The organism is Micromonospora sp. NPDC047521, assembly GCF_055587305.1.
Genome location: NZ_JBVJGN010000001.1, coordinates 604,293 through 630,316, shown reverse-complemented (window position 1 = coordinate 630,316; position 26,024 = coordinate 604,293). Strand labels below are relative to the sequence as shown.

Sequence of the window (26,024 nt, the reverse complement as noted above, 5' to 3'; positions counted from 1 at the left end):
TGTGCCCACCGCGGTTTGCGGGTACCTCGACCGGGTCGTCGGGACGCACACCCTGTGCGGTGACGGTGGTCCCGTGCGTGTGAGCGTCTTTCCGGCTCGTTGCGGAGCGTGGTCGGCTAATTGTCGGAGTGTCAGTTCATCACCCCGACTAATGCGACAATTCGCAACAGGGGCCGGTGACCGGCACCGAGATTCGTGACCGCCGGAATCGGTTACGCGTTGTAGGAGGTGAGGGGCAGATGACGGCCTTCGACCGCGATCTACCTGCTGTCCCGCACCTCTCCGAGCGTTCTCAGCAGGGCATACGTGACGCTGCGCGGTCCGATCATTACCGGAACGAGGTTGCGCAGCGTCACCGCCGGAGGTCTAGGCTGTCTGCTGTTCCCGATGATCCATCCATTTCTAGTGATCGAGAATTCGACGTGACGAGTGCGTTGACGCTGCCGACCGGCAGCCAGCTGGCGTCGTCCTGGCCGGAGCCGCCGCCCGGGTCCCAGCCGCTGCCCAGCGACCTGGACCACCTCCTGGCGCTCCGGGTACCCGGGCTGATCGCCACGCGCCGTCACATCCACTCGCACCCCGAGCTGTCCGGCACGGAGTTCGAGACGGCCGCCCTGATCGCACGGGAGCTGTCCCTGGCTGGCCTGCAACCTCGGCTGCTGCCCAAGGGCAACGGCGTGATCTGCGACATCAACGGCCGCCCCGACGGTCCGGTCGTGGCGCTTCGCGCCGACATCGACGCGCTGCCGCTTGACGACTCCAAGGACGTGCCCTACCGGTCCACCGTGGAGGGCGTCTGCCACGCCTGCGGCCACGACGTGCACACCACGATCATGCTCGGCGTCGGCATGCTGCTGGCCCAGCTCGCCGACCTCGGTGAGCTGGACGGCCGGGTCCGGCTGATCTTCCAGCCGGCCGAGGAGATCCTGCCCTGCGGTTCGCTGGAGGTCATCGAGGCAGGTGGCCTGGACGACGTGGTGCAGATCTTCGCCCTGCACTGCGACCCGAACCTGCCGGTCGGCCAGGTCGGCCTGCGGGTCGGCCCGATCACCGCGGCCGCCGACAACGTCACCGTCCGGCTCTCCGGCCCCGGCGGGCACACCGCCCGTCCGCACCTGACCGTCGACCTGGTCGACGCGCTCGGTCGGCTGATCACCGAGGTGCCCGCCCTGGTCAGCCGCCGGGTGCCGGCCAACAGCGGCCTGCTGCTGGTCTTCGGCCACGCCTCGGCCGGCACCCGCTACAACGTCATCCCGTCCGAGGCCAGCGCGTCCGGCACCCTGCGGGTGATGGACCGCGACACCTGGGAGCAGGCCCCGAAGATCGTCGCTCAGGTGGTCCGGGACGTGATCGCCCCGACCGGCGCGACTGTCGACCTGGAGTACCTGCGCGGCCGGCCACCTGTGTGCAACGACTCCCGGGCCATCCAGGTGCTGACCGCCGCCACCGGCGCCGCCCTCGGCCCGGAGGGGATCGCCGAGACGCCGCAGAGCATGGGTGGCGAGGACTTCTCCTGGTATCTGGAGTACGTCCCCGGCGCACTCGCCCGCCTCGGCGTGGGACGTTCCGGCCCCAACGTCGACCTGCACCGCGCGTCGTTCGACGTGGACGAGGGCGCCATCCCGGCAGGCGTACGCGTCATGGTGCAGACCGCGCTGCGGGCACTGGCGGCGGCGCGCTGACCGGAGCGACAAGGGCCGGTGACTTCCGCCGCCGTCGCAGCACGACCAGCAGCACCGCAAGCGGTACGCCGAGCGCCACCAGCCACGGCAGCAGCGCGCCCAGCACCGTGAGCAGGACGGTCATCGAGACGACGAAGGCCTTCCAGCCGCCCCGGAGCCCGACCAGGAAGCCGGTCTCGGCCTTCTCCTCGGTGGCCTTCGCGGCCGGCCCGGCCAGCGACACGGTGACCGTGGAGAGGGCGGTCAGGTCGGCGAGGCGTCGCTTCTTGGCCTCCAGCGAGGCCAGGTCGGCCTCCCGGCGACCCAGCTCGTTCTCCAACGACACCAGGTCGGCGATCGAGGTGGCGCGGGCCAGCAACCGGCGGGCGCTGTCCACCCGGGCACGCTGACTGGTGATCCGGGCGTCCAGGTCGACGGTCTCCTCGGTGACGTCCTGGGTGCTGATCTCCCGGCTCTGCTGCCGGCCGAGCTTCGCGATCTCGTCCACCACGCCTGTGAACCTCGCCGCCGGCACCCGCAGCTCCAACTCCGCCACCGCGTCGGCGTCGGCGCTGCGTCGCTGGTCACCGCCGACGAAGCCGCCGGCCCGGGTGGCCACGGCGGCGACCTCGCGGGCGGCCGCGTCCACATTGTCGACCTGCACCCGCATCGTTCCGGTGTAGATGATCGCCCGCTGGTCGACCCGCAGGTCCGGTGCGCCGGCTCCGGCGGCCCCCGGCGCTTCCGCTGCGGCGTCCCGGCCCGCCTCGCCGCCGACGACCGGCGCCTTCGCCGCCGAACCCGCGCTGTCCCGTGCCCCGCTGTCGTCGCCGGCACCGCAGCCCGTCACGGCCAGCGCCGCCACCAGTGTCGTCGCCGCCAGCAGTGCGCCGCGGCGTCGTCCCTCCCGTTTGTCCATCCCCGCTCCCATCGTTGTCAGCCGGTGTGGCGATACCTCGGACGTGGCGCGCGCGGCGGCTGGTTCCGGCAGACTGCGCTGAGGACGTCACGATTCGATAATCGAGGAGTCACGATGCGGCTCACCAAGTACGCGCACTCCTGCCTCCGGGTGGAACACGACGGGGGAGTGCTGGTCGTCGATCCGGGGGTGTTCAGCGATCCGGCGGCGTTGGACGGTGCCGACGCGGTGCTGATCACCCACGAGCATCCCGACCACCTCGACCTGGCGGCGGTGCGCCTGGAACTCGACAGGCGGCCGTTCCCGATCCACGGGCCCGCCGCGATCGCCGGCACCCTCGGTGACGCGGCCGAGGCGCTGCACCCGGTCACGACCGGCGAGTCGTTCACCGCCGCCGGCATCCCCATCCGGGCGTACGGCGGGAAGCACGCGGTGATCCACCCGGACATCCCGGTGATCGACAACCTCGGCTACCTGATCAACGACGTGGTCTACCACCCCGGTGACGCCCTCGTGGTGCCGGAGGAGACACCTGTGGACACGCTCTTCGCGCCGATCCACGCCCCCTGGTCGAAGTTCTCCGAGGTCCTCGACTTCATCCGGGCGGTCGCACCCCGACGCGCGTACGCCCTGCACGACGGGCTGCTCAACGACAACGGGCTGGGTGTGCTCAACCGGCAGTACACGGCGATGTCAGGCACCGAGTACCAGCGGCTGGAGCCCGGTAGCCGGGTGGACGTCTGAGCGATGCCCGGCCCCTCCCCGGAGCTGGTACGACAGCTCTACCGCATTCCGCCGGACCGGTTCGTGGCCGCCCGGGACGCTGCCGTGGCCGAGGCCCGGCGGGCCGGCGACCCGAAGTCCGCCCGGGAACTGGCCCGGCTGCGTCGTCCCACGGTGGCCGCCTGGCTGGTGAACCTGCTCGCGATCCGCCGTCCCGAGCTGGTCGCCGACCTGGTGCAGCTCGCGGACGCGCTGCGGTCCGCCCAGCGGGACCTGCGCGGGCCCCGGCTGCGGGAGTTGTCCGCCCAGCGTCGGGCCGTGGTCGGCGCCCTGGTCGCCGAGGTCCGCAAGCTCGCCGCTGCGGAGCCCGACGCGCCGCCCGTCGGCAAGCTGCCGCTGGCCGAGGTGGAGACAACTCTCAACGCGGCGCTGTCCGACGCCGAGGTCGCCGAACAGGTCCGGGCCGGGCGCCTGCTCAGGTCGGCCACGTACGCCGGCTTCGGCGAGGTGCCCCGACCTCAGCTGCGTCTGGTCACCGGCACCGAGGAGAAGCCGGAGCCGCGCCAGCCGGCAACCAGGCGCGTCCGCACCGAGGCGGCTCCCGACCGGGCGGCCGAGCGCGCGGCGCGGGCCGCCCGCGCCGAACGGGACCGGCAGCGCCGGGCGCTGGACCGGGAACTCGCCAGGGCCCGTGCCGATCAGCAGCGGGCCGAGGCCGAGTTGACCGAGGCGAGCGGGCAGGAGCGGGACGGCGCCGAGGCGCTGGACACGATCGAGGCCGAGCTGGCCGAGTTGGAGCGCCGGCGGGCGGTCGCCGAGCAGGACCTCAGCCGGGCCAAACTCGCCAGGCGCGCGGCCGAGCGGGCGGTCACGGCGGCCCGGCGGCGAGCCGGCGAGGTCGAGGCGGCGGTGGAGGCGTTGGCGGCCGAAGAGGGGACTGCGGACTCCGCCGGTGGCGCGGCAGACTGACGATCGATGGACGACGACGAGCGGGCCTGCGGTCCGGCGGTTCCGGGCCGGAGCGGGCCGGGGTGGGCGCTCGGATGACACCGGAACAGGTCGCCGCCGCCAGCAAACCCGTCGTGCTCGATCTGGGCGACGCGTTCAGCCGTAGCCCGACCACGCTGCGGCGGGCCCGGCTGCTCGGCATCTCCGGCTGGGCGTTCTACATCAGCGGCCGGGCCGGCGCGCTCGGCGACGTACGGGCCGAGACGGCCGCCGCCGCCCTCGGCTTCGTCGCGCCGGACGCGGTCGCCGACGGCTGGGACGCCGCCGCCCGGACCGTCCGCCCGGTCGAGGTGGCCGCCGCGAGTTTCGCCGAGTGCTGCCGGTGGGGCACCCAGCAGCTCGGTCCGCTGCCCGGGACCGAACGCCTCTCCGCGCTCGTCGAGCGGGCGGTGGGAGCCGCGGACGCCAGCGGGATGCCGCTCTTTGCCGCCTGGCGGGCCATGCCGCTACCGGAGAACACCCCGGGCGCCCGGACCGCCGCCGGGTTGCGGCTGCTCCGCGAACACTTCACCGGCGCGTACCTGCTGGCCGTGCGCGCCGCCGGGATGACCCCGCTGGAGGCGGTGCTGGCCGGGCCGGAGGGGGAGGCCGGCGCGGTGGCCTGCGGCTGGTCCCCTCCGTACCCGCCGATCGGGCCCCTGGTGCGTCGGCGGCTGTGGGCGGAGGCGGTGACCAACCGGTTGGCCGCGCCGGCGTTCGCGGCGCTCGGCCCGGCCGACGGCGCCGAGCTTGTGGAACTGCTGCACCGGACGCGGGCCGACCTCGGCTGAGCCGGGCGGCGGCGACGAAAAAATGGGCGGCGCCGGAGCCGATCGGCTGCCAGGATGACCTGCCGTGACCCTCCCCGCAGGTTGGACCGCGCGCCGACCCACACTCGACGACGTTCCGGCGATCCTCGCGGTGGTGCACGCCGCCGACACCTTCGCCATCGGGCACCCCGACTTCGACGCCGAGGACGTCACGGCGTCGCTCACGGCGCCCTTCTTCGACCCGACACGGGACTCCTGGCTGGCCGTGGACCCGGACGACACAGTGGTCGGCTGGGCGACAGTGGACAACCCGACAGGTGTCGGCCGGGAGTTCCTGGAGGTGTACGTCGACCCGACCCGGGGCGCCGCGCTCCGGGCGCCGCTGCTGGCCCGGCAACTCGACCGGATCGCCGAACGGGCAGCCGAGCGCGGCCTGCCCGCCCTCACCGTCCGGTGCGCGGTCTTCGCCCCGGAACGCGACTGGGAACGGGACCTGCGCGCCGCCGGGTTCACCCTTGCCAAGCGGTATGTCCGGATGCGCCGCACGCTTGCCGACCTGCCCGCCGAGCCACCGCCGCCACCCGGGGTTACGGTCCGTCAGGTACGCCCCGACGACGACGCCGACCTGCGGGAGTTCCACCGGATCCACGACATCGCCTTCGGCGACACCCCTGATCACGAACCGCTGTCGTACGAGCGGTGGCGGGCCCGGATCGGTGACCTGACCGCCTGGGACGAGTGGTTCGTCGCCGAGGTGGACGGCGTGCCCGCCGGCGCGTTGCAGTCCTCGGACCAGGCGCTCGACCAGCAGTCGGGCTGGGTGAAGACCCTGTCGGTGCTGCCCGCGTACCGTCGGCGGGGTGTGGGTGCGGCGTTGCTGCGCCGCGCCTTCGCCCGCTACGCCGAGAAGGGTCGGGCGGCGGCCGGCCTCGGCGTGGATCTCACCAACCCGACCACGCCGTTGTCGCTCTACCTGTCCGTGGGCCTGCGGGAGACCCACTGGACCGACATGTACGAGCTGTCCGTCCCGGCGGCCGGTGTGTGATTGACGACGCCGGTGGGGCCCGACGGACGCGCCTGTCGGTGATGGTTGCAGACTGGGGGCGTGGGATACGCGCTACGCGGAGGCGGTGCCGGTGGGGCGGGACCGCAGCTCGGTGACGTAGTCGTCCGGCGCGCCCGCCTTCTCGGCGGCGTTCGCGATCTCGGACAGATACCACGACGTCGGCAGGCCACCCTCGTACCCGTTGAACACGTAGATCCACGCGGTGACGTCGCCGTCGAGCGTGGAGACCCGCACGTGCAGCTTGCGGTACGTGTCGGCGGTCGCCCCCTCCAGCTCGTCGAGCTGGGCCGCGTCGTACGGGTGGATGTCGTAGATCGCCACGAACACCCGGTCACCTGGGGACTCGACGACTGTGCTCACCGCGCCCTCCCAGCCGATGACGTCCGCCCCGGCGAACGTCAGCCGCCACCCCTCCAGCCAGCCGGTGCCCACCATCGGCGAGTGCGGGCAGTAGGCGCGCATCCGGGCGGGATCAAGGTTTGAGCCGTAGGCGGCGTGATGACGCACGGCGATGACGATAGCCCGGCGGACGGGTGGGGGAGAATACGACTGTGCGTGTCGGGTGCGTTCGGGAGAAGAAAGTCACTGTGAGCATCAACGAAGGGCGAACGCTGTGAGCCGGATCGTGATCATCGGCGGGGGGCCGGCCGGGTACGAGGCGGCCCTCGTCGCCGCCCAGCTGGACGCCGATGTCACCGTCGTGGAGGCCGACGGTGCGGGCGGGGCGTGTGTGCTCTCCGACTGCGTACCGTCCAAGACCTTCATCGCCAGCTCGGGGGTGGTCACCGGCTACCGGGACACCGAGGAGTTCGGTGTGCACTCGGACGGCCTGGAGGCGGTCACCGTCGACGCGCGGGCGGTGCACGAGCGGGTCAAGAGGCTGGCGCTCGCGCAGTCCGCCGACATCCACGCCAAGCTGCTCAAGGCGGGGGTCACCTTCGTGGCCGGCACGGCCCGGCTCGGTGAGGACGCTCTCGGGCACACCCACCGGGTCGTCGTCACCCCCGCCGACGGTTCCGAGGAATACTCGATCGCCGCGTCCTCCGTGCTGGTGGCCACCGGTTCGACGCCCCGGCAGCTGCCCACCGCCGTGCCGGACGGCGAGCGCATCCTGACCTGGCGTCAGGTGTACGACCTGCCCGAGCTGCCCGAGCACCTGATCGTTGTCGGTTCCGGTGTGACGGGCGCGGAGTTCGCCAGCGCGTACCTCGCCATGGGTGTCGAGGTCACACTGGTCTCCAGCCGGGACCGGGTGATGCCGCACGAGGACGCCGACGCGGCGTCCGCCATCGAGCGGGTGTTCCGTAACCGGGGCATGGAGATCCTCAACAACTCCCGGGCCGACGCGGTGCGCCGTACCGCCGACGGTGTCGAGGTGGAGCTGTCCGACGGCCGCAGGGTCACCGGCTCGCACGCCCTGATCGCTGTCGGTTCGATCCCGAACACGGCCAACCTGGGCCTCGCCGAGTACGGCGTGGAGCTGGGCCGGGGCGGCTACGTCACCGTCGACCGGGTCTCCCGCACCAACGTGCCGGGCATCTACGCGGCCGGTGACTGCACGGGCGTTCTGCTGCTGGCCAGCGTCGCCGCCATGCAGGGCCGGATCGCGATGTGGCACGCGCTCGGTGAGGCGGTCCGCCCGCTGCGGCTGCGGACCGTCGCGGCGAACGTCTTCACCGACCCGGAGCTGGCCACCGTGGGTGTCTCGCAGGACGAGGTGGACGCCGGGAAGGTGCCGGCCCGGCAGGTGATGCTGCCGCTGTCCGGCAACGCCCGGGCCAAGATGGACGACCTCTCCGACGGCTTCGTGAAGTTGTTCTGCCGGCCGGCCAGTGGTCAGGTGATCGGCGGTGTGGTGGTCGCGCCGAAGGCCAGCGAGCTGATCCTGCCGATCACGATGGCCGTGGAGAACAATCTGACGGTCAACGAGCTGGCACAGACCATCACCATCTACCCGAGCCTGTCCGGTTCGATCACCGAGGCCGCCCGCCAGCTGATGCTCCACGCGCTGGAGTAGTCCGACTCGACGGGCTCAGTCCCAGAAGCACTCCAGGTGGTCTTCCACGGTGATCGCCTCGGCCGTGGCGCAGAACGTCGTGGCGTCGGCGGTCAGGGCGGCGTCGATCCGTTCGGCGTAGATGCTCTCGATCGAGGTCCGGTAGTCCTCGCGGTCCAGGCTGACCACGTAACCGGCCGCCCGGACGTCGGGATGCGCGCACAGGAAGCGGAAGATCTCCCACACCGTCGGCGCGGCGTTCTGCCTGTCGTACGGGTCGACGAACCGTAGCTCGAGCAGTTCCGCCAACTCGCCGACGTCCAGGTCGTCGTAGGACGCGATGCCGCCCGTGTAGGCCGTCGGGCCTACGCCGACCAGCGGGTCACGCCGGGCGGCGTCGCGGTTGAACCGGAACTCGTCAGCCTCGGCCGGCGGCGGGGCACCGCAGAGCCGGGGGCGTTCGGCCGGTGCCGACGGTGTGGCGGGGGTGGCGCTCGGCGAGTTGTCGGCCCGCCGGGCGACCGCCGGGTCCGCCGTGGCGCAGCCCGTCGCCGACGCCAGGAGGAGCAGCAGGGTCACTGTCCGCTGGATCGGCCGTTTCCTGACCCTCACTGAGCCCGCCCCTTCGTCATTTCCGGAAGCGGGAGCCTAACCGGTGGTGACGCGCCTCGACGGGCCGGAATGGGCGAGGACGAGCGCCACCGCCGTCAGTACGCCGACCTCGGTGAGGATGAGTAGTCGCTCGGCCAGCCCGATCAACATGCGGTCGCCGGGGTACGCCGACCAGACCATGGCCGCGGCCAGGGCGAGACTGGCCACCGCCAGTCCGCGCAACCAGCGGGCGGCGGGCGTCAGCTGATCGCGCCGGGCGAGCAGCCAGCCGCCGGCCGGGAGCGCCAGGAAGGCGACCACCGAGGCGTACCGGTGCAGGTACGCGGCCGTGGTCATGGCGGTGCCCGGTTCGTTCGTCGGCACCACCGCGGCCAGCAGCAGCCCGGCCACCCACGCGCCGAGCAGCAACTCGGCCGTCCGACCGGAGCGCGGTCCGGGTGGGCCCGTACGGCGCAGGCCGTGGAGCAGTGCCACGGTGGCGAGCGCCAACACCACCATGGCGACGTCGATGACGCCCCCTCGGTCGGAGACGGCGAAGTCGCTGATGGTCAGCGCCCACGGGTTGAGGTCGTCGTTGACTTCCAGGTGACCGATCACGGTGAGCAGCGTCGCCACGGCGATCCCGCCGAGGGCCAGCAGACCGGTGTTCCGGGTTCCAGGCATGCTTCAGCCTGTCGCCGCGGGCACCCCAGCCGGATCCGGGACGCCCACCGAAATCCTCCCCCGGGACCACCCCTAGAGGCCCCGCAACGTCGTCGTCAGATCAGGCGACGTTCAGTCGGATGTTCCCGATCCGCGCGACGACGTCGAGGTGACCGCCCAGGCCTGTGACGTAGGCGCGGAGAGTGTCCAGGCCGGTGTGCTCGCCGTTTTCGATCTGGCTGATCCTGGCCTGGGTCAACCCCGCTGCCTCGGCCAGTTGGGCCTGGGTCATACCCAGGTGCTTTCGGATCTCTGCCAGTTGGGCACCACTCACCGATGCCAGCATCTGCTCACGGTGGTGGGCCCGTCGTGCGACCCGGTCCGGATGTTCCCAGGACGGATTGAGCTCTCGGGCCTTGACCCGGACGTCCCGCCAGTCCACTCCATCGGTCATCTCCGCACTTCCTTCAGCCTGGAGAGGTGCTCCTGGAACCGGTCGTCCGCCAACGGGACCGCCGTCTTGTACCGACTCTGCCACTGGCCCGACTTGTCGCCGGCGACCAGGAAGACCGCTTCTCCAACGGGATCAGAGGCGAAGATCATGCGGACCTCTGTGGAGCCGGCCGATCCGGGTCACAGCTCCTTCATGTGGTGAAAGATGCTTCCCTTGAGCCGGTCCACCAGGGGACGCCCGAGTGCCGGCCCGTGTTCGGCGAGAAGATCGATGGCCTCGCTGATGAGGTCGGCGCGGCGGGTTCCGTCCTGCCGAGGTCGAGAAACCACTCCTCGACCTCGGGATGAAGTTTGACGTCCCACATCACGTCAATATAAGCCCAGCTTATACCCGGCGGGTCCGGCGACACTCAGTCCAGGGGAAGTTCGGCGGCGGCGGCGCGGGCGTGGCGGGCGCTGATCAGGGTCATGCCCCATCCGGCCGCGGCGAAGCCGGCCGCCGCGGCGGTGGCGATGATGGCCAGCCGCCACGCCGACTCGGTGAGCGCGGTGCCGCCGAGGTGCCCGACAAGCGCGCCGTACGTGGCCCAGCCCAGCGCTGCGACCGCCTCGTACAGCACGAACAGCCGGTACGGGTAGCGGCTGCGGCCGGCCGAGAAGCAGGCCGCCATTCGACCGCCGGGCACGAACCGGCACAGCAGGATCACCATCGGCCCTGGTTGTCGGAGCCCCTGGGTGACCCGGTTGGCCATCCGGCGGGCCCGGCTCGGCTCCGCGTGCCGGGGCGCCCTGCGGTCGGGAGCGCCTCGACCGAGCAGGTAGCAGGCCAGGTCACCGGCGAACACGCCGAGCGCGCCGACGGCGATGGTGACCGGCAGGCTGAGCCCGCCGTAGACGGTGAGCGCACCGCTGGTGATCATGACGATCTGGGTGGGGATCACCGGGACGAAGGCGTCCGCGATCAGCAGAGCGAGCAGCACCAGGTACGCCCACGCCGGCGATGCGACGTCAGTCAGTAGTTCGGGCACGCCTGCCACCTCGCCGGATGCGGCCGATTGGGTGTCTCGAGCCTGACGGCGTGTCCGGCGTCACCGTGGACAGCCCCGGCCCGGCGTGACCGTCGACACGGCCAGGCCACCCCGGTTCAACGAGGCGAACGGACCTCGGGTGACGGTTCCGGGGACCGTCCCACCACCGCCGGAGCGGTCGGCGGATCGGCGGCCGTCGGCGTACCGTTGTCGGCGCGGCTCCGCCCGTCGGGTCCCCCGTTCCTGACGATTTCGAGCCGCCAGGGCCGCCGGCGGGTCCCGCGCCGGCGGCCCACCTCTTGCGCGCCGCCGTAAATCCGAATGCGCCCCCGGGCGCCCCGCGGGTAGCGTCGCCGTATGCGCAGAGCGGTAGTGGTGACCGCGACGCCGGGTGTCCCCGGCGCGCCGCTCTGACGTCACCACAGTCGACCAGGCCCCGGGGCGATCCGCCTCCGAGGGCCGCGCGGCGTTCGGTGTCCAGGTCGCCTCCGGGTCGTACCCGAACCAGGAGCCCGACATGATCGACCACCGTAGGCTCGGCCGCGAGCTGGACCTCTTCGTCTCCGATCCGCTGGCCGGCGCCGGCCTGCCGATCTGGCTGCCCGCCGGCGCCGCCGCCCGGCACGCCGTCGAGGAGTACGTCAGGGAGTTGGAGCGTCGCTCCGGTCACCAGCACGTCTACTCGCCGCCGCTGGGCAAGCGTGAACTCTTCGAACTCTCCGGGCACCTCGGCTACTTCGCCGACGACATGTTCCCGCCGATGCGGCTCAGCGCCGACGACGAGTTCGTGCTCCGGCCGGCGCTCTGCCCGCACCACGCGCTGGTGTTCCGGGCCCGGGGCCGCTCCTACCGGGAGTTGCCGCTGCGGGTCGCGGAGCTGGGCGGAATGTACCGCTCGGAGCGCTCCGGGGTGCTCGGCGGGCTGTCCCGGGTACGCGCCATCTCGCTCAACGACGCGCACACCTTCTGCGCGCCGGAGCAGGTGGGCGCGGAGGTCGCCGAGATCCTGGGGCTGATCCGGGCGGCGCACGCCGCGCTCGGCGTCCGCCCGGCCGGGTTCCGGCTGTCGCTGCGCGGACCGGGCGAGAAGTACGTCGGAGACGACGCGCAGTGGGCGCACGCCGAGGATCTGCTCCGGGGGGCGCTGGCCGGGGTGGAGTACGTCGAGGCGCCCGGGGAGGCAGCCTTCTACGGTCCGAAGATCGACATCCAGATCGTCGACGCGGCCGGCCGGGAGTCGACCATCTCCACCATCCAACTCGACTTCGACAAGCCGGAGCGGTTCGACCTGTCGTACACCGATTCGGACGGCGGCAGACGTCGGCCGGTCATGGTGCACCGCAGTCTGGTCGGCAGCATGGAGCGCCTGTTCGCGTACCTCATCGAGGTGCACGAGGGGGCCTTCCCGGCCTGGTACGCGCCGGTCCAGATGGTGCTGCTGCCGGTGGACGCCGGGCAGGTCGACGCGGCGAAGGAGCTGGCCCGGAAGGCCGTCGACGCCGGCCTGCGGGTCGAGGTCGACGCGGCCGGCTCGTTGGGCGCCCGGGTCCGGGACGCGGCCCGCCGCCGCGTCCCGTACCTCGGGGTACTGGGTGCCCGGGAGGTGGCCGACGGGCACCTCGCGCTGCGCCTGCGCGGCGGCGACGCCCTGGCCCCGATGCCCGCCGGCGCCGCGCTCGCCCTGATCGGCGGGCAGGTCGCGGCCCGCTCGGCGGATCTGCTCCCCCCGGACTGACACGTCAGACCGACGCCGGTTGTGCGGCGGTGGCCGGCTCCTCGTCGACCACCGCCCCGGTGAACTGGGAGCGGTAGAGCCGGTGGTACGCGCCCTGGGCGGCGAGCAACTGCTCGTGGGTGCCCTGCTCGACGATCCGGCCGTTCTCCATCATCAGGATCAGGTCGGCGTCGCGGATGGTGGAGAGCCGGTGCGCGATGACGAAGCTGGTGCGGTCCGAGCGCAGCGCCGCCATCGCCCGCTGGAGCAGCACCTCGGTGCGGGTGTCCACCGAGCTGGTGGCCTCGTCGAGGATCAGCAGCGACGGTTCGGCCAGGAACGCGCGGGCGATGGTGATGAGCTGCTTCTCGCCGGCGCTGACGTTGCTGCCCTCCTCGTCGATGACCGTGTCGTAGCCGTCGGGCAGGCTGCGGACGAACCGGTCCACGAAGGTGGCCCGCGCCGCCGCCACGATCTCGTCCTCGGTGGCCTCCGGCCGTCCGTAGGCGATGTTGTCGCGGATGGTGCCGCCGAAGAGCCAGGTGTCCTGGAGCACCATGCCGATCCGGCCGCGCAGGTCGTCGCGGCGCATCGTGGTGATGTCCACGCCGTCGAGCGTGATCCGGCCGGCGTCCAGCTCGTAGAAGCGCATGACCAGGTTGACAAGTGTGGTCTTGCCGGCGCCTGTCGGCCCGACGATGGCCACCGTGTGACCCGGCTCGGCGACAAGCGACAGGTCGTCGAGCAGCGGCTTGTCCGGCTCGTAGCGGAACGAGACGTGTTCGAACTCGACCCGGCCGTGCGGGTCGGCCACCCGTGCCGGCTCGGCCGGGTCGGGCGTCTGCTCGTCGGCGTCGAGGACCGCGAAGACCCGTTCGGCCGACGCCACCCCGGACTGGAGCAGGTTGGCCATCGAGGCGAGCTGGGTGAGCGGTTGGGTGAACTGGCGGGAGTACTGGATGAACGCCTGCACGTCGCCGAGGCTCATCGTGCCGGAGGCGACCCGCAGCCCACCGACCACGGCGATGGCCACGTAGCTCAGGTTCCCGATGAACATCATCGACGGCATGATGATCCCGGAGATGAACTGGGCGCCGAAGCTGGCCCGGAACAACTCCTCGTTCTTGGCGTGGAACGCGGCCTCCACCTCACGCTGGCGACCGAAGACCTTCACCAGCTCGTGGCCCGTGTACGCCTCCTCGATCTGGCCGTTCAGCTCGCCAGTGTGCGTCCACTGCGCGATGAACTGCTTCTGTGAACGCTTGGCGATCCGCTGGGTGACGAGCACCGACAGCGGTACGGCGACCAGGGCCACCAGGGCCAGAAGCGGCGAGATCCAGAACATCACCGCCAGCACGCCGATGACTGTCAGCAGGGACGTGAGCAGCTGACTGAGGGTCTGCTGGAGGCTCGTGGAGATGTTGTCGATGTCGTTGGTGACCCGGCTGAGCAGCTCACCCCGGGGCTGCCTGTCGAAGTAGGGCAGCGGCAGCCTGTTGAGCTTCTCCTCCACCTCGGCGCGCAGCCGCAGCACGGTCCGCTGGACGACCCCGTTGAGCAGCCAGCCCTGCCACCACATGAGCAGGCTGGCCGCGAGGTAGAGCCCGAGCGCCAACAGCAGCACCCGGCTCAGGGCGTCGAAGTCGATGCCCACCCCGGGCACCACGTCCATCCGGGCCAGCATGTCGGCGAAGCTGGCGTTTCCGCTGGCACGCGCGGCGGCGACGGCCTGCTCGGTGGTGGTGCCCGCCGGCAGTTGCCGACCGATCACACCTGTGAAGATCAGGTCGGTGGCGTGGCCGAGGATCTTCGGCCCGGCCACACTGAACCCGACGCTCACCAGGGCCAACGTGATGATCGCCGCCAGGTGCAGCCGGTGCGGGCGGAGTCGACCGAGCAGCCGTCTGGCGGACGGGCCGAAGTTCATCGACTTCTCGGCGGGCATGCCGGCGCCCATCCACGCAGGTCCACCGCCCTGCCGGCCCGGAGGCAGCCGCTTGGGCGTCGGGCCGTCGGGTGCCGACTTCTGCTCGGGTACGGCCGCGGTGGGCGGCGTCTCGCGCTCGGTCATGCCGGCACCTCCGTCGTCTGCTGGGAGGCCACGATCTCGGCGTACGTCGGGCAGGTCTTCAGAAGCTCCGCGTGTCGTCCCACTCCGACGACCCCTCCGTCCTCGAGAACGATGATCTGGTCGGCGTCCACGATCGTGGAGACCCGCTGGGCCACGATCACCACCGCGGACTGCGCGGTGACCGGCCGCAGGGCCGCCCGCAGCCGCGCGTCGGTGCCGAGGTCCAGCGCGGAGAACGAGTCGTCGAACAGGTAGATCTCCGGCTTGCGGACCAGGGCCCTGGCGATGGCGAGGCGTTGCCGCTGCCCACCGGAGACGGTGCTGCCGCCCTGGGCGATCGGCGCGTCCAGCCCGCCGGGCATCTGGGCCACGAAGTCCCGCGCCTGGGCGATCTCCAGCGCCGTCCACAGTTCCTCGTCGGTGGCGTCCGGGTTGCCGTAGCGCAGGTTGCTGGCGACCGTGCCGGTGAACAGGTACGGCCGTTGCGGCACCAGCCCGATCCGACGCCACAGCTCGTCGGGGGCCAACTCGCGGACGTCCACACCGTCGACGAGCACGGCGCCGGCGGTGACGTCGACCAGGCGGGGGATGAGCGACAGCAGTGTCGTCTTGCCCGCGCCGGTGCTGCCGATGATCGCCGTGGTGGTGCCCGGTGTGGCCCGGAAGGAGATGTCCCGCAGCACCGGGTCGACAGCTCCCGGGTACTGGAAGCGCACGCCGCGCAGCTCCAACTCGGCGCGGGTGGGCAGTTCGGTGACCGGCTCGGCCGCGGGTACCACGGAGGAGTCGGTGTCCAGCACCTCGGTGATCCGCTCGGCGCAGACCGCGGCCCGGGGCACCATCATCAGCATGAAGGTCGCCATCATCACGGCCATCAGGATCTGCATCAGGTACTGCAGGAACGCGGTGAGCGCGCCGACCTGGATCGCGCCGGAGTCCACCCGCTGCGCGCCGAACCAGAGCACCGCCACGCTTGAGACGTTCAGCACCAGCATGACCACCGGGAAGATCAACGCCAGGAGCCGTCCGGTACGCAGCGCGGTAGCTGTCAGGTCGGCGTTGGCGACGCCGAAGCGGTCCGTCTCGTACGGCTCACGGACGAACGCGCGGACCACCCGGATGCCGGTGATCTGCTCGCGCAGCACCCGGTTGACCGTGTCGATCCGGGTCTGCATGAGCCGGAAGCCCGGCACCATCCGGCGGATGATCGAGCCGAGGGTGATGGCCAGCACCGGCACGCTCACCAGCATCAGCCAGGACAGCCCGATGTCCTCGCGCAGCGCCATGAACACACCGCCGACGCTCATGATCGGTGCCGCGACGAGCATGGTGCAGCTCATCAGCACGAGCATCTGCACCTGTTGCACGTCGTTGGTGTTGCGGGTGATCAGCGACGGCGCCCCGAACCGGGCCACCTCGCGGGCGGAGAAGCGGTTGACGTGCCCGAACAGCCTGGCGCGTACGTCCCGGCCGAAGCCCATCGCGACCCGCGCGCCGAGGTAGACGGCGGCGATCGAGCAGACGATCTGGATGAGGCTGACCAGCAGCATCCAGCCGCCGGTGCGCACGATGTAGTCGGTGTCGCCCCGGGCCACGCCCTGGTCGATGATGTCCGCGTTGAGGCTGGGCAGGTAGAGCGAGGCCATGGTGCCCACGAACTGGAGCAGCACCACCGCCAGCAGCGGTCTCTGATAGGTGCGCAGTTGGCCGCGCAGTAGTCGGATCAGCACGCCGGGTCCTTCGTGTCGGTGGGTCGTGCGGCCATCCGCGGGTCGTCCCCGCTGCCGATGACCTCGAGCAGGAACTCCCGGATGACCTGGGCCTTCGCCGGGTCGGCGTCGACCGAGGTGAGGGGACGTCCGGAATGCATGAGTGCGCCGAGCGCGGCGACGCGCTCCCGCCCGGCGGGGGTGATGGCGAGCCGGATGCTGCGCCTGTCGCTGTCGTCGCGCTGTCGTTCGACGAGCCCGTCGCGGGCCAGTGTGTCGACGATGCCGGTGAGGGTCGCGGGGCGTACGAACCCCTTCTCGGCGACCTCGCGGTGGGGCAGTTCGCCGTGTCGGGCGAGCGTCATCAGGGTGACCATGCCGGCCTGGGTGAGGCCGTGCTCCTCGGCGAGGTAGCGGTTCCAGCGCTGCCCGACGAGGTGCCCGGCGACCACGAGCAGCCGACCCAGCGGCACGTCCTGGAGGGTGACGAGTTCCACGAGGGCACATTAGCTCCCTGATAGTCAGGGGCCAAACGAAATAACGGCAGCCGTGGCGACGAACACGACCTGCAGGACGGTGCGCTGCCCGAGCGGGGTGACCGGTCGTCCGGCGAGGGTCAGCTTCCGGCGTGCGGCCGACACGTTGGCCGGGAACATCGCGAGCATCAGCAGGCCCAGCCCGGCGGCGGTCCAGCGGGCGGTGGCCGGAACGAGCAGGCCGACCGCGCCCACCAGCTCCAGCACCCCGGTGAGGGTGACCAGCAGATCGGGGTGGGGCAGTCGGGGCGGGACCATCGCGATCAGGTCGGCCCGGCGCTGCCCGGCGAAGTGCGCGACGCCGGTCAGCACGAACATCAGGGCCAGCCCGACCCGCAGGGCCGGGTGCCAGCCGTCGAGTGCGGAGATGCCGGCCAGGCCGGCGAGCCGGGCCAGCGCGGTGCCGACCACAAGGGCGATCAGGGGTGCCATCAGGATCCTCCTCGGTCTGAACTTGTCAGTGACAAGATTGCGTGCCGAAGTGGCATCTTGTCAATGGCAAGATAGGATCGCCGCATGACCTCGTCGCGCGGCTACCACCACGGCGACCTCCGTCGCACCCTGCTCGCCGCCGCCGTGGAGGCGATCGACGAGGCCGGCCCGACGGCCCTGAGCCTGCGCGACCTCGCCCGCCGGGCCGGCGTCTCGCACGCCGCGCCGGCACACCACTTCGGCGACAAGGCCGGCCTGCTCACCGCACTGGCAGCCGAGGGCTTCGACCTGCTGGCCGAGGCGCTGGAGACCGCCGACGACCTGCTGGCCGCCGGCGTGGCGTACGTCGACTTCGCCGTCCGGCACCGCGCGCACTTCGAGGTGATGTTCCGGCCCGAGCTGTACCGGGCCGATGATGCCGAGCTGGTCGCCGCACGGGGACGCTCCGGTGCCGCGCTCCGCTCGGGAGTGGCGACACTGTCCACAGCCGACACCGACCGGGACGCGCTCGCAGCCTGGTCGATAGCCCACGGCTTCGCCACCCTCTGGCTGGCCGGTGCCCTGCCGGACCGGGTGGGCGCCGATCCGGACGACGCCGCCCGCGCGGTGCTGCGGCGCCTGTTCGGCTGACCGGTCCCGAGCCCCCGGGTCAGGTCTGCGGGCCGCCCACCTGCTTGTCGGTAGGCGCGGTGGCGACGTACCCCCGCATCACCTCGGTGATCGCCCGCAGGAACGCGGTGGTAGCCACCGCCTGTTCCGGGGTCAACCGGCTCACCACCTGGTCCACGCCGACGAGCATCGGTCGCAGAGCCATCAGGACCTCGTCGTAGGCGTGCTCTGTCACTTCGAGCGCGAGACGGCGCCTGTCGTGCGGGTGCGGCGCGCGGCGTACGTGCCCGGCCTGCACCAGGCGGTCCACCAGGGTCGTGGCCGACGCGGAACGGATGCCCAGCCGGTGGCCCAACTCGACCGGGCCGAGCGGCTCGGAGCTGGAGATCAGGTGGTCGATGGCCGCCGCGTCGGTGGTGCCGATCCCCAGCCGGCGGGCGAGTGCCCCCCGGGTGTCGCCGGCGACACGCAGCAGCTCACGCAGAGCGCGGGCCGTCTCACTCGTTGGGGTTGACGAAGGCCGCGCCATGGGTAAAAGCTAGCAGCTCGGGTAGCTAGAAAATCTAGCTACAAGAAGGAGCTGAACATGGCCGAGCACGGGCGCGGACGCTGGTGGGGACTGTTCGCAATCAGCCTGGGCGTCGCGATGATCATCGTGGACGCGACGATCGTGAACGTCGCCGTCCCGCAGATCATCAGGGACCTCGACATCACCTCCACCGACGCGCAGTGGGTCCAGGAGGCGTACACCCTGGTCTTCGCGGCGCTGCTGCTGGTCGCCGGTCGGCTCGCCGACCGGTCCGGACGCCGCCGGATGTTCGTCGCCGGGGTGGTCGTCTTCGTGGCGGCAAGCGTGCTCGCCGCGCTGGCCGGCTCCGGCGAGACCCTGATCGCCTCCCGGGTGCTCCAGGGCGTCGGCGGCGCGATGATGCTGCCCACCTCGCTGTCGCTGCTCAACGCCAACTTCACAGGCCGGGACAGGGGCATCGCCTTCGCCGTCTGGGGCTCCACCATCGGCGGCGCGGCGGCCCTCGGCCCGCTGCTGGGCGGCTGGCTGACCACCGAGTACTCGTGGCGCTGGGCCTTCGGCATCAACGTCCCGGTCGGCCTGGCCGTCGTCGCGGTGACCCTCGCGCTGGTCGCCGAGTCCCGCGACGACCGCGCCGAGCGGGGCATCGACATCGTCGGCGCGCTGCTCTCCGTGATCGGCATGACAGGTGTCGTCTTCGCCCTCATCGAGGGGCGTACCTACGGCTGGTGGCAGCGGGAGAAGCCGTTCAGCCTCTTCGGGCTGGACTGGAACCTCACGCTCTCGCCCGTCCCGGTGGCCGGTCTGCTCGGCCTCGCCGCGCTCGCCGTCTTCCTCGGTCACCAGCTCCGCCGCAACCGCGCCGGCCGCCCCGCCCTGCTCGACCTGTCGCTGTTCGGGATCGGGTCGTTCCGCAACGGCGTCCTTGCCGCCGCCATCGTCAGCCTCGGCGAGTTCGGGCTGCTCTTCGCGCTTCCCCTGTGGTACCAGAACGTGCTCGGCTACAGCGCGTTCGACACCGGACTGGCGCTGCTGCCACTCGCCGTCGGCAGCTTCCTCGCCAGCGGCATCGGCGCTCCACTCACCCAGCGCCTCGGCGCCGCGAGGGTCGTCCAGCTCGGCGTCGCCGCCGAACTGGTAGGGGTCGCCGGACTGGGTCTGGTCGTCGCGCCGGACACCAGCTGGTGGGCTCCGCTGGGCTTCCTGTTCGTCTACGGCATCGGCGTCGGAATGGCCACCGCCCAACTGACAGGCGTGTCGCTCTCCGAGGTGCCGGTGCGGCGCAGCGGGCAGGGCTCCGGCGTCCAGAGCACCGCCCGGCAGGTCGGCTCGGCGCTCGGCATCGCCGTACTCGGCACCGTTCTCTTCGCCAGCCTCGGCGGCATCCTCGGCGACCGGCTGGCCGACCAGCCGGGGCTCGACGCCGGCCAGCGGGACCAGGTGGTCACGGCGGTCAAGGAGAGCGCCGGGGCCGCCATCGGCGGCCTGGCCGACGACCCGCGCACCGCACCGATCGCCCAGGAAGCCCGCATCGCCTTCTCCGACGCGACCCGGTACGCCGCCTTCGCCGCCGCCGGCTTCCTCCTGATCGGCCTGGTGGCCTGCGCCCGGCTGCCCCGGACCCGCCCCGAGCCACAAGCACCGGTCGACGCTGCTACCAGCTCGTCGGCAGGGGCATCCCCTCGGTGAAACCGGCGGCGCTCTGCACACCCACCACCGCCCGCTCGTGGAACTGCGTCAGGTTCCGTGCGCCGGCGTAGGTGAAGGCGCTGCGGACACCGGCGATGATCTCGTCGATCAGGTCCTCGACACCGGGCCGGGTCGGGTCCAGGTACATCCGGGCCGAGGAGATGCCCTCCTCGAACACCGCCTTGCGGGCCCGGTCGTACGGGCTGTCGTCGGCGGTACGGGCGCTTACCGCCCGCGCCGAGGCCATCCCGAAGCTCTCCTTGTACCGACGCCCGTCCGGCTCGGTGTAGAGGTCACCTGGCGACTCGTAGGTGCCGGCGAACCAGGAGCCGACCATCACGTTCGACGCGCCGGCGGCGAGCGCGAGCGCGACGTCGCGGGGGTGCCGCACCCCGCCGTCAGCCCAGACGTGCCGGCCCAACTGACGGGCGGCCGTCGAGCAGTCCAGCACGGCGGAGAACTGCGGCCGGCCCACCCCGGTCATCATCCGGGTGGTGCACATCGCGCCCGGCCCGACGCCGACCTTGATGATGTCGGCGCCCGCCTCGACGAGGTCGCGTACGCCCTCGGCGGTGACCACGTTGCCGGCCGCCACCGGGACGCCCGGGTCCAGCTTGCGGACCGCCCGCAACGCGGAGATCATCCGCTCCTGGTGGCCGTGCGCGGTGTCCACGACAAGCGTGTCCACCCCGGCCTCCAGCAGCGCGGCGGCCTTGCCTGTGACGTCACCGTTGATCCCGACCGCCGCCGCGATACGCAGCCGGCCCCGGTCGTCCACCGCCGGTGTGTAGAGGGTGGCGCGCAGGGCGCCCTGCCGGGTCAGCACCCCGACCAGCCGGCCGTCGGCGTCCACCACCGGGGCGAGCCGGCGACGGCCCGCCGAGAGTCTGTCGAAGCCGGTACGCGGGTCCGCGTCCGCCGGAACGGTGTGCAGCTCGGTGGACATCACGTGCCGCAACTGGGCGAACCGGTCCACGCCCAAGGTGTCCGCCTCGGTGACCACACCCACCGGCCGGCCCGCCTCGTCGACCACGATCACCGCGCCGTGCGACCGCTTCGGCAGCAGGTGGATGGCGTCGCCGACGGTCTCGGTCGGGCCCAGGGTGATCGGGGTGTCGTAGACCAGGTGGCGCTGCTTGACCCAGGCGACGACGTTCGCCACCACCTCGATCGGGATGTCCTGCGGGATCACCGCGATCGCGCCACGCCGGGCCACCGTCTCGGCCATCCGCCGGCCGGCGACCGCGGTCATGTTCGACACGACAAGCGGGATGGTGGTGCCGGTGCCGTCGCCGGTGGACAGGTCCACGTCGAGCCGGGAGCCCAGGTCGGAACGGGCCGGCGCCATGAAGACGTCGGTGTAGGTCAGGTCGTGCGCGGGGACCGCGCCGTGAAGGAACCGCACCCGGCCATCATTGCCGCTCGTGGTCCGTCCCGCCGCCGGTGGTGTCCGAAACCACCCGCGACCAGCCCGTCACGCGATGGTGCAGATCGCGGCGCCGGAGGTGATCACGGCACCCACCTCGGCGGTCAGGCCGCTTACCGTACCCGCCTTGTGGGCGTGCAACGGCTGCTCCATCTTCATCGCCTCCAGCACCACCACCAGGTCGCCCTCGGCCACCGTGTCGCCGTCCGCCACCGCGATCTTGACGATGGTGCCCTGCATCGGCGAGGTCAACGCGTCGCCGCTGACCGGAGCACCGGCCTTGGCGCCGCCGCCACGTCGGCTCGGCTTACGCGAGGCTGGTGCCGCGGTGGTCGTACCCCCGCCGAAGCCGGCAGGAAGGCTCACCTCGAGGCGCTTGCCACCGACCTCGACCACGACGGTGTCGCGTTCGGCAGGCGCCTCGGCGGTGCCGGCGGCGGCGGCGAACGGCGGCACGGTGTTGTGGAACTCGGTCTCGATCCACCTGGTGTGCACGGTGAACGGCTCGGCGGTGAACGCCTCGTCCCGCACGACCAGGCGGTGGAACGGCAGCGCGGTGGCCATGCCGTCGACGACCATCTCGTCGAGCGCGCGGCGGGCGCGCTCCAGCGCCTCGGTCCGCGTCTCGCCCGTGATGATCACCTTGGCGAGCAGTGAGTCGAAGTTGCCGCCGATCACGTCGCCGGCCGAGATGCCGGTGTCCACACGCACGCCCGGGCCGGTGGGCAGCCGTAGCGCGGTGACCGTGCCCGGGGCGGGCAGGAAGTTGCGGCCCGGGTCCTCGCCGTTGATCCGGAACTCGATGGCGTGCCCGCGCGGCGTCGGGTCCTCGGTGATCCGCAGCTTCTCACCGTCGGCGATCCGGAACTGCTCACGGACCAGGTCGATGCCGGCGGTCTCCTCGGTGACCGGGTGCTCGACCTGGAGGCGGGTGTTGACCTCCAGGAAGGAGATCGTGCCGTCCCTGCCGACCAGGTACTCGACGGTGCCGGCGCCGTGGTAGCCGGCCTCGCGGCAGATCGCCTTGGCGCTGTCGTGGATCTGCGCCCGCTGGGCGTCGGTGAGGAACGGCGCGGGCGCCTCCTCGACGAGCTTCTGGTGACGTCGCTGCAACGAGCAGTCCCGGGTGCCCACCACGATCACGTTGCCGTGCTGGTCGGCGAGGACCTGCGCCTCGACGTGCCGGGGCTGGTCCAGGTACCGCTCGACGAAGCACTCGCCCCGACCGAACGCGGCGACCGCCTCCCGGGTGGCCGACTCGAAGAGCTGGGGGATCTCCTCCATGGTCCGGGCCACCTTGAGACCGCGCCCGCCACCACCGAAGGCGGCCTTGATGGCGACCGGCAGGCCGTGGTCGACGGCGAACGCCATCACCTCGTCCGGGCTCGCGACCGGGTCCGGCGTGCCGGGGACCAGCGGAGCGCCGGCGCGCTGCGCGATGTGCCGCGCGGTGACCTTGTCACCCAGGTCGCGGATCGCCTGTGGGGTGGGGCCGATCCAGGTCAGCCCGGCGTCGATGACCGCCTGGGCGAAGTCGGCGTTCTCGGACAGGAACCCGTAACCCGGGTGTACGGCGTCCGCGCCGGACCGGGCGGCCACGTCGAGCAGCTTGTCGATGCGCAGGTACGTCTCGGTCGCGCTGTCCCCGCCCAGCGCGTACGCCTCGTCCGCGAGGGTGGCGTGCAGGGCGTCGCGGTCGGAGTCCGCGTACACGGCGACGCTGCCCAGGCCGGCGTCACGGCAGGCGCGGATGACCCGGACGGCGATCTCGCCGCGGTTGGCGATGAGTACCTTGCGCACCTTCGTGGCTCCTCCCGGGAAGTTACTGACGGGGAGTGTATCGGCCACCTGTGGTGGCCCTAACGATCGCTCAGTGTGGGATGTGGCACTGACCTTAGTCAAACTTGGCTATTACGCTTGTGGGGTGTCCTCGACTCGAATGATGATCCTCGGTCTGGTGCGGTGGATGCAGCCCGTGCACGGCTACGACGTGCGCCGCGAGCTGCTGAGCTGGAGCGCCGACAAGTGGGCGAACGTGCAGCCCGGATCGATCTACCACGCGCTGCGCAAGCTCACCGAGGAGGGTCTGCTGCGGACGGTCGCCACCGAGCAGGTAGGTGCCCGGCCGGCTCGCACAACCTACGAGGTGACCCCCAAGGGGGAGGACGAGTTCGAGACTCTGCTGCGCAACCTCTGGTGGAACTTCACCGAGCCGGTCGACCCGTTCACGGCCGCCTTCTCCTTCTTGCCCGCGATGCCGCGGTCCGAGGCGGCGGCGGCGCTGCGCAACCGGGCCAACCTGCTGCGGGCCGGCATCGAGTCGATGCGCGCCTCGCTCCAGTCGGACTGGGTGCGCAACACCAAGCCGGTGCACGTCAGTTGGATGTTCGAGCTGTGGTCGGCGCGGGCGGAGGCGGAGATGACGTGGTGCGAGCGGATCGCCGAGCGGATCGAGAGCGGCGTGTCGTACCTGCCTGCTGAACTGGCGAACGCCGAGGGTTGGTCGGGTCGGCGGGACGGCGAGGAGCGGATCGACCCCAACGCGAAATAATCAACGTTGACTACAAGAGTTATATCGCGTTAGCCTGCTCTCGGCACAGCGGGGGAGTGCGCCGTCCGGCGTCGTTCCCACTCGACGGCCGGCCCGGCCGGCCAGACCGACCAGGAGCAGAAATGATCGAGACCAGAGGGCTGCGGAAGTCGTTCCGCTCCCGCGCGGGTCGAGAGACGAAGACGGTCGACGCCGTGCGGGGGGTCAACCTCGAGGTCGCCGAGGGCGAGATCTTCGGCTTCCTCGGCCCGAACGGCGCCGGCAAGACCACCACACTGCGGATGCTCGCCACGCTCATCGAGCCCGACGGTGGTGAGGCCACCATCGCCGGCGCCGACCTGCGCAAGGATCCGGCGGAGGTCCGGCGTCGCATCGGGTACGTCCCGCAGGGCGGCAGCACGTGGGACGAGTCCACCGCCCGCGAGGAGCTGGTCCTGCACGCCCGGATGTACGGCATCGGCAAGGCCGACGCGCAGCAGCGCGCCGTCCGCGCGCTGGACGCCTTCCAGCTCACCGAGTACGCCGACCGCAAGTGCAAGACCTACTCCGGCGGTCAGCGCCGGCGGGTCGAGATCGCGCTCGGCATCATCCACGAGCCGAAGGTCGTCTTCCTGGACGAGCCGACCACCGGCCTCGACCCGCAGAGCCGCGCGCACATGTGGGACGAGATCCGGCGCCTGCGCAGCGACGGGATGACAGTCTTCATCACCACGCACTACCTGGACGAGGCCGACGCGCTCTGCGACCGGATCGCGATCATGGATCACGGCGAGGTGGTGGCCGAGGGCACCCCGGTCGAGCTGAAGAGGGAGATCTCCGGCGACGTGGTGCTGGTCGGCCTCGACCTGGCCGCCACCCCGCAGGCAGCGCAGACGCTCGACGGCGAGCCGTACGTCAACAAGCTGGAGACCGCCGACGAGGGCGGCCTGCGTCTCTACGTCGACGAGGGCGCCACCGCCATCCCGCAGGTGCTGCGCCGACTCGACCACGCCGGGCTGGAGCTGCGCTCGATCGAGCTGCACCGTCCCAGCCTCGACGACGTCTTCCTCACCAAGACCGGCCGCTCGCTGCGCGAGTCCTGACCACCGGAGACGACTCTCATGAAATTCGCCCGTGACACGTGGCTGATCTTCCAGCGCCAGACCCAACTCCTGCTGCGCAACCCGGTCTGGGTCTTCGTCGGCGTCTTCCAGCCGGTCATGTACCTGCTGCTCTTCGCCCCGCTGCTCAAGCCGGCGCTGAACGCGCCCACCCAGGCCGCCGCCTACAAGATCTTCGTACCCGGCCTGCTGGTGCTGCTGGCCATCTTCGGTGGCCTGTTCCAGGGCTTCGGCCTGATCGCCGAGCTGCGCGCCGGCGTCATCGAACGCTCCCGGGTCACCCCGATCAGCCGGCTCGCCCTGCTGCTCGGTCGCTCGCTGCGCGATGTGGTCTCGCTCATCGTGCAGGCGGTCATCATCACCCTGCTGGCGCTCCTGTTCGACCTGCGGGTGTTCATCGGTGACCTGCTGCTGGCGTACCTGATGCTCGCCCTGATCGCGCTGATGACCTCGGCCGTCTCGTACGGCGTCGCGCTCAAGGTCAAGAGTGAGGACGCGCTGGCCCCGCTGATGAACACGGTGGCCCAGCCGGTGCTGCTGCTGTCCGGCATCCTGCTGCCGCTGACCTTCGCGCCCGGCTGGTTGCAGGGCATCGCCGACTGGAACCCGTTCTCCTGGGCGGTCGACGGCACCCGTGCGTTGTTCGCCGGTGACCTGAGCAGCGACAAGGTCTGGCAGGGCCTCACCATCACCGCGGTCCTCGCCGCGTTGGGTGTCTTCTGGGCGGCACGCCAGTTCGCCCGCAGCGTCCGCTGACGGCTCGCGCGCACCGGGGTGCCCCTTAGTCGTTGCGGGGGCACC

The 26,024-nt window shown here is 71.6% G+C and carries 26 protein-coding genes; 12 read left to right on the top strand and 14 right to left on the bottom strand.

All coding sequences use genetic code 11. The features are described from left to right. Positions 1 to 422: 422 nt before the first annotated feature. Positions 423 to 1,682, top strand: coding sequence for an amidohydrolase (locus tag ACZ6N8_RS02995; RefSeq protein ID WP_466007081.1), 1,260 nt, complete (start codon positions 423 to 425; stop codon positions 1,680 to 1,682). Here ACZ6N8_RS02995 and ACZ6N8_RS02990 read toward each other — a convergent pair. After that, positions 1,639 to 2,601 (bottom strand): DUF4349 domain-containing protein, encoded by a 963-nt coding sequence (locus ACZ6N8_RS02990; RefSeq protein ID WP_466007296.1) that lies wholly within the window; start codon positions 2,599 to 2,601, stop codon positions 1,639 to 1,641. The genes ACZ6N8_RS02995 and ACZ6N8_RS02990 overlap by 44 nt on opposite strands. A 93-nt stretch (positions 2,602 to 2,694) precedes the next feature. On the opposite strand from ACZ6N8_RS02990, the gene ACZ6N8_RS02985 reads away from it, so the two are divergent. The 4 genes from ACZ6N8_RS02985 (at position 2,695) to ACZ6N8_RS02970 (ending at position 6,105) form a co-directional block, all read left to right on the top strand. Further along, a complete protein-coding gene (locus tag ACZ6N8_RS02985; RefSeq protein ID WP_466007079.1) occupies positions 2,695 to 3,324 on the top strand; it encodes an MBL fold metallo-hydrolase in 630 nt (209 codons plus the stop codon). Positions 3,325 to 3,327: 3 nt separating this feature from the next. Continuing rightward, positions 3,328 to 4,272 carry a hypothetical protein gene (locus ACZ6N8_RS02980; protein ID WP_466007078.1) on the top strand — a complete coding sequence of 315 codons (945 nt, stop codon included), beginning with the start codon at positions 3,328 to 3,330 and terminating at the stop codon, positions 4,270 to 4,272. 74 nt (positions 4,273 to 4,346) lie between these two features. Further along, complete coding sequence (locus tag ACZ6N8_RS02975) at positions 4,347 to 5,081, top strand: SCO6745 family protein (RefSeq protein ID WP_466007077.1); 735 nt, start codon at positions 4,347 to 4,349, stop codon at positions 5,079 to 5,081. A 64-nt stretch (positions 5,082 to 5,145) separates the two neighbouring features. Continuing rightward, the gene (locus ACZ6N8_RS02970) at positions 5,146 to 6,105 is read left to right on the top strand and encodes a GNAT family N-acetyltransferase (protein ID WP_466007075.1); all 960 of its coding nucleotides are present in this window, start codon (positions 5,146 to 5,148) and stop codon (positions 6,103 to 6,105) included. A gap of 72 nt (positions 6,106 to 6,177) precedes the next feature. Here the strand turns inward: ACZ6N8_RS02970 and ACZ6N8_RS02965 are convergent, their stop codons facing one another. Then, on the bottom strand, positions 6,178 to 6,633 hold the full coding sequence (locus ACZ6N8_RS02965; RefSeq protein ID WP_357988726.1) for a gamma-glutamylcyclotransferase family protein: 456 nt from the start codon (positions 6,631 to 6,633) through the stop codon (positions 6,178 to 6,180). Positions 6,634 to 6,739: 106 nt separating this feature from the next. Here ACZ6N8_RS02965 and ACZ6N8_RS02960 point away from each other — a divergent pair, with 106 nt between their 5' ends. Then, positions 6,740 to 8,143 carry an NAD(P)H-quinone dehydrogenase gene (locus tag ACZ6N8_RS02960; protein ID WP_466007073.1) on the top strand — a complete coding sequence of 468 codons (1,404 nt, stop codon included), beginning with the start codon at positions 6,740 to 6,742 and terminating at the stop codon, positions 8,141 to 8,143. A gap of 15 nt (positions 8,144 to 8,158) precedes the next feature. Here the strand turns inward: ACZ6N8_RS02960 and ACZ6N8_RS02955 are convergent, their stop codons facing one another. The 5 genes from ACZ6N8_RS02955 to ACZ6N8_RS02935 form a co-directional block, all read right to left on the bottom strand. After that, positions 8,159 to 8,701 carry a hypothetical protein gene (locus ACZ6N8_RS02955; protein WP_466007071.1) on the bottom strand — a complete coding sequence of 181 codons (543 nt, stop codon included), beginning with the start codon at positions 8,699 to 8,701 and terminating at the stop codon, positions 8,159 to 8,161. A gap of 69 nt (positions 8,702 to 8,770) precedes the next feature. After that, positions 8,771 to 9,397, bottom strand: a complete 627-nt coding sequence (locus ACZ6N8_RS02950; protein ID WP_466007070.1) for a DUF998 domain-containing protein — start codon at positions 9,395 to 9,397, stop codon at positions 8,771 to 8,773. A gap of 100 nt (positions 9,398 to 9,497) precedes the next feature. After that, complete coding sequence (locus tag ACZ6N8_RS02945; protein ID WP_466007068.1) at positions 9,498 to 9,830, bottom strand: helix-turn-helix domain-containing protein; 333 nt, start codon at positions 9,828 to 9,830, stop codon at positions 9,498 to 9,500. 179 nt (positions 9,831 to 10,009) lie between these two features. After that, positions 10,010 to 10,159 carry a hypothetical protein gene (locus tag ACZ6N8_RS02940; RefSeq protein ID WP_466007067.1) on the bottom strand — a complete coding sequence of 50 codons (150 nt, stop codon included), beginning with the start codon at positions 10,157 to 10,159 and terminating at the stop codon, positions 10,010 to 10,012. 80 nt (positions 10,160 to 10,239) lie between these two features. Then, on the bottom strand, positions 10,240 to 10,857 hold the full coding sequence (locus ACZ6N8_RS02935; protein WP_466007065.1) for a DedA family protein: 618 nt from the start codon (positions 10,855 to 10,857) through the stop codon (positions 10,240 to 10,242). 517 nt (positions 10,858 to 11,374) lie between these two features. On the opposite strand from ACZ6N8_RS02935, the gene thrS reads away from it, so the two are divergent. Beyond that, entirely contained in the window at positions 11,375 to 12,592 is a 1,218-nt protein-coding gene (gene thrS / locus ACZ6N8_RS02930) for a threonine--tRNA ligase (protein WP_466007064.1), read from the top strand. 4 nt (positions 12,593 to 12,596) lie between these two features. On the opposite strand, the gene ACZ6N8_RS02925 is transcribed toward thrS, so the two are convergent. From ACZ6N8_RS02925 to ACZ6N8_RS02910, 4 genes are read right to left on the bottom strand one after another with little or no spacing between them, the layout of a single operon-like run. Continuing rightward, on the bottom strand, positions 12,597 to 14,642 hold the full coding sequence (locus tag ACZ6N8_RS02925) for an ABC transporter ATP-binding protein (RefSeq protein ID WP_466007063.1): 2,046 nt from the start codon (positions 14,640 to 14,642) through the stop codon (positions 12,597 to 12,599). Further along, positions 14,639 to 16,372, bottom strand: a complete 1,734-nt coding sequence (locus tag ACZ6N8_RS02920; protein WP_466007062.1) for an ABC transporter ATP-binding protein — start codon at positions 16,370 to 16,372, stop codon at positions 14,639 to 14,641. Before ACZ6N8_RS02920 ends, ACZ6N8_RS02925 begins: the two co-directional genes overlap by 4 nt. Next, positions 16,366 to 16,848 (bottom strand): MarR family winged helix-turn-helix transcriptional regulator, encoded by a 483-nt coding sequence (locus ACZ6N8_RS02915; RefSeq protein WP_466007061.1) that lies wholly within the window; start codon positions 16,846 to 16,848, stop codon positions 16,366 to 16,368. The genes ACZ6N8_RS02920 and ACZ6N8_RS02915 overlap by 7 nt, the downstream gene beginning before the upstream one ends. A 24-nt stretch (positions 16,849 to 16,872) precedes the next feature. Then, positions 16,873 to 17,319: a DoxX family protein gene (locus ACZ6N8_RS02910; protein ID WP_466007060.1), complete on the bottom strand. Its 447-nt coding sequence runs from the start codon at positions 17,317 to 17,319 to the stop codon at positions 16,873 to 16,875. Positions 17,320 to 17,403: 84 nt separating this feature from the next. Between ACZ6N8_RS02910 and ACZ6N8_RS02905 the strand changes: the two genes are divergently transcribed. After that, on the top strand, positions 17,404 to 17,949 hold the full coding sequence (locus ACZ6N8_RS02905) for a TetR/AcrR family transcriptional regulator (protein WP_466007059.1): 546 nt from the start codon (positions 17,404 to 17,406) through the stop codon (positions 17,947 to 17,949). A 19-nt stretch (positions 17,950 to 17,968) separates the two neighbouring features. On the opposite strand, the gene ACZ6N8_RS02900 is transcribed toward ACZ6N8_RS02905, so the two are convergent. After that, positions 17,969 to 18,457 carry a MarR family winged helix-turn-helix transcriptional regulator gene (locus ACZ6N8_RS02900; protein WP_466007058.1) on the bottom strand — a complete coding sequence of 163 codons (489 nt, stop codon included), beginning with the start codon at positions 18,455 to 18,457 and terminating at the stop codon, positions 17,969 to 17,971. A 57-nt stretch (positions 18,458 to 18,514) separates the two neighbouring features. Between ACZ6N8_RS02900 and ACZ6N8_RS02895 the strand changes: the two genes are divergently transcribed. Next, positions 18,515 to 20,146, top strand: coding sequence for a DHA2 family efflux MFS transporter permease subunit (locus ACZ6N8_RS02895; protein ID WP_466007057.1), 1,632 nt, complete (start codon positions 18,515 to 18,517; stop codon positions 20,144 to 20,146). On the opposite strand, the gene ACZ6N8_RS02890 is transcribed toward ACZ6N8_RS02895, so the two are convergent. After that, positions 20,112 to 21,551 (bottom strand): GuaB1 family IMP dehydrogenase-related protein, encoded by a 1,440-nt coding sequence (locus tag ACZ6N8_RS02890; protein ID WP_466007056.1) that lies wholly within the window; start codon positions 21,549 to 21,551, stop codon positions 20,112 to 20,114. The two genes, ACZ6N8_RS02895 and ACZ6N8_RS02890, sit on opposite strands and share 35 nt — an antisense overlap. Positions 21,552 to 21,620: 69 nt before the next feature. After that, positions 21,621 to 23,372 (bottom strand): acetyl/propionyl/methylcrotonyl-CoA carboxylase subunit alpha, encoded by a 1,752-nt coding sequence (locus ACZ6N8_RS02885; RefSeq protein ID WP_466007055.1) that lies wholly within the window; start codon positions 23,370 to 23,372, stop codon positions 21,621 to 21,623. 139 nt (positions 23,373 to 23,511) lie between these two features. Between ACZ6N8_RS02885 and ACZ6N8_RS02880 the strand changes: the two genes are divergently transcribed. The 3 genes from ACZ6N8_RS02880 (at position 23,512) to ACZ6N8_RS02870 (ending at position 25,979) form a co-directional block, all read left to right on the top strand. Continuing rightward, positions 23,512 to 24,123, top strand: coding sequence for a PadR family transcriptional regulator (locus ACZ6N8_RS02880; RefSeq protein ID WP_466007295.1), 612 nt, complete (start codon positions 23,512 to 23,514; stop codon positions 24,121 to 24,123). Between the two features lie 122 nt (positions 24,124 to 24,245). Next, entirely contained in the window at positions 24,246 to 25,205 is a 960-nt protein-coding gene (locus ACZ6N8_RS02875; protein ID WP_466007054.1) for an ATP-binding cassette domain-containing protein, read from the top strand. A gap of 18 nt (positions 25,206 to 25,223) precedes the next feature. After that, positions 25,224 to 25,979, top strand: coding sequence for an ABC transporter permease (locus ACZ6N8_RS02870; RefSeq protein ID WP_466007053.1), 756 nt, complete (start codon positions 25,224 to 25,226; stop codon positions 25,977 to 25,979). Positions 25,980 to 26,024: the final 45 nt, after the last annotated feature.

Excerpts from the sequence above, each read along its gene's own strand:
- ACZ6N8_RS02985 (WP_466007079.1), top strand. The coding sequence starts at position 2,695 with ATGCGGCTCACCAAGTACGCGCACTCCTGCCTCCGGGTGGAACACGAC.
- ACZ6N8_RS02980 (WP_466007078.1), top strand. The coding sequence starts at position 3,328 with ATGCCCGGCCCCTCCCCGGAGCTGGTACGACAGCTCTACCGCATTCCG.
- ACZ6N8_RS02975 (WP_466007077.1), top strand. The coding sequence starts at position 4,347 with ATGACACCGGAACAGGTCGCCGCCGCCAGCAAACCCGTCGTGCTCGAT.
- ACZ6N8_RS02950 (WP_466007070.1), bottom strand. The coding sequence starts at position 9,397 with ATGCCTGGAACCCGGAACACCGGTCTGCTGGCCCTCGGCGGGATCGCC.
- ACZ6N8_RS02945 (WP_466007068.1), bottom strand. The coding sequence starts at position 9,830 with ATGACCGATGGAGTGGACTGGCGGGACGTCCGGGTCAAGGCCCGAGAG.
- thrS (WP_466007064.1), top strand. The coding sequence starts at position 11,375 with ATGATCGACCACCGTAGGCTCGGCCGCGAGCTGGACCTCTTCGTCTCC.
- ACZ6N8_RS02925 (WP_466007063.1), bottom strand. The coding sequence starts at position 14,642 with ATGACCGAGCGCGAGACGCCGCCCACCGCGGCCGTACCCGAGCAGAAG.
- ACZ6N8_RS02910 (WP_466007060.1), bottom strand. The coding sequence starts at position 17,319 with ATGGCACCCCTGATCGCCCTTGTGGTCGGCACCGCGCTGGCCCGGCTC.
- ACZ6N8_RS02905 (WP_466007059.1), top strand. The coding sequence starts at position 17,404 with ATGACCTCGTCGCGCGGCTACCACCACGGCGACCTCCGTCGCACCCTG.
- ACZ6N8_RS02900 (WP_466007058.1), bottom strand. The coding sequence starts at position 18,457 with ATGGCGCGGCCTTCGTCAACCCCAACGAGTGAGACGGCCCGCGCTCTG.
- ACZ6N8_RS02895 (WP_466007057.1), top strand. The coding sequence starts at position 18,515 with ATGGCCGAGCACGGGCGCGGACGCTGGTGGGGACTGTTCGCAATCAGC.
- ACZ6N8_RS02880 (WP_466007295.1), top strand. The coding sequence starts at position 23,512 with ATGATGATCCTCGGTCTGGTGCGGTGGATGCAGCCCGTGCACGGCTAC.
- ACZ6N8_RS02875 (WP_466007054.1), top strand. The coding sequence starts at position 24,246 with ATGATCGAGACCAGAGGGCTGCGGAAGTCGTTCCGCTCCCGCGCGGGT.
- ACZ6N8_RS02870 (WP_466007053.1), top strand. The coding sequence starts at position 25,224 with ATGAAATTCGCCCGTGACACGTGGCTGATCTTCCAGCGCCAGACCCAA.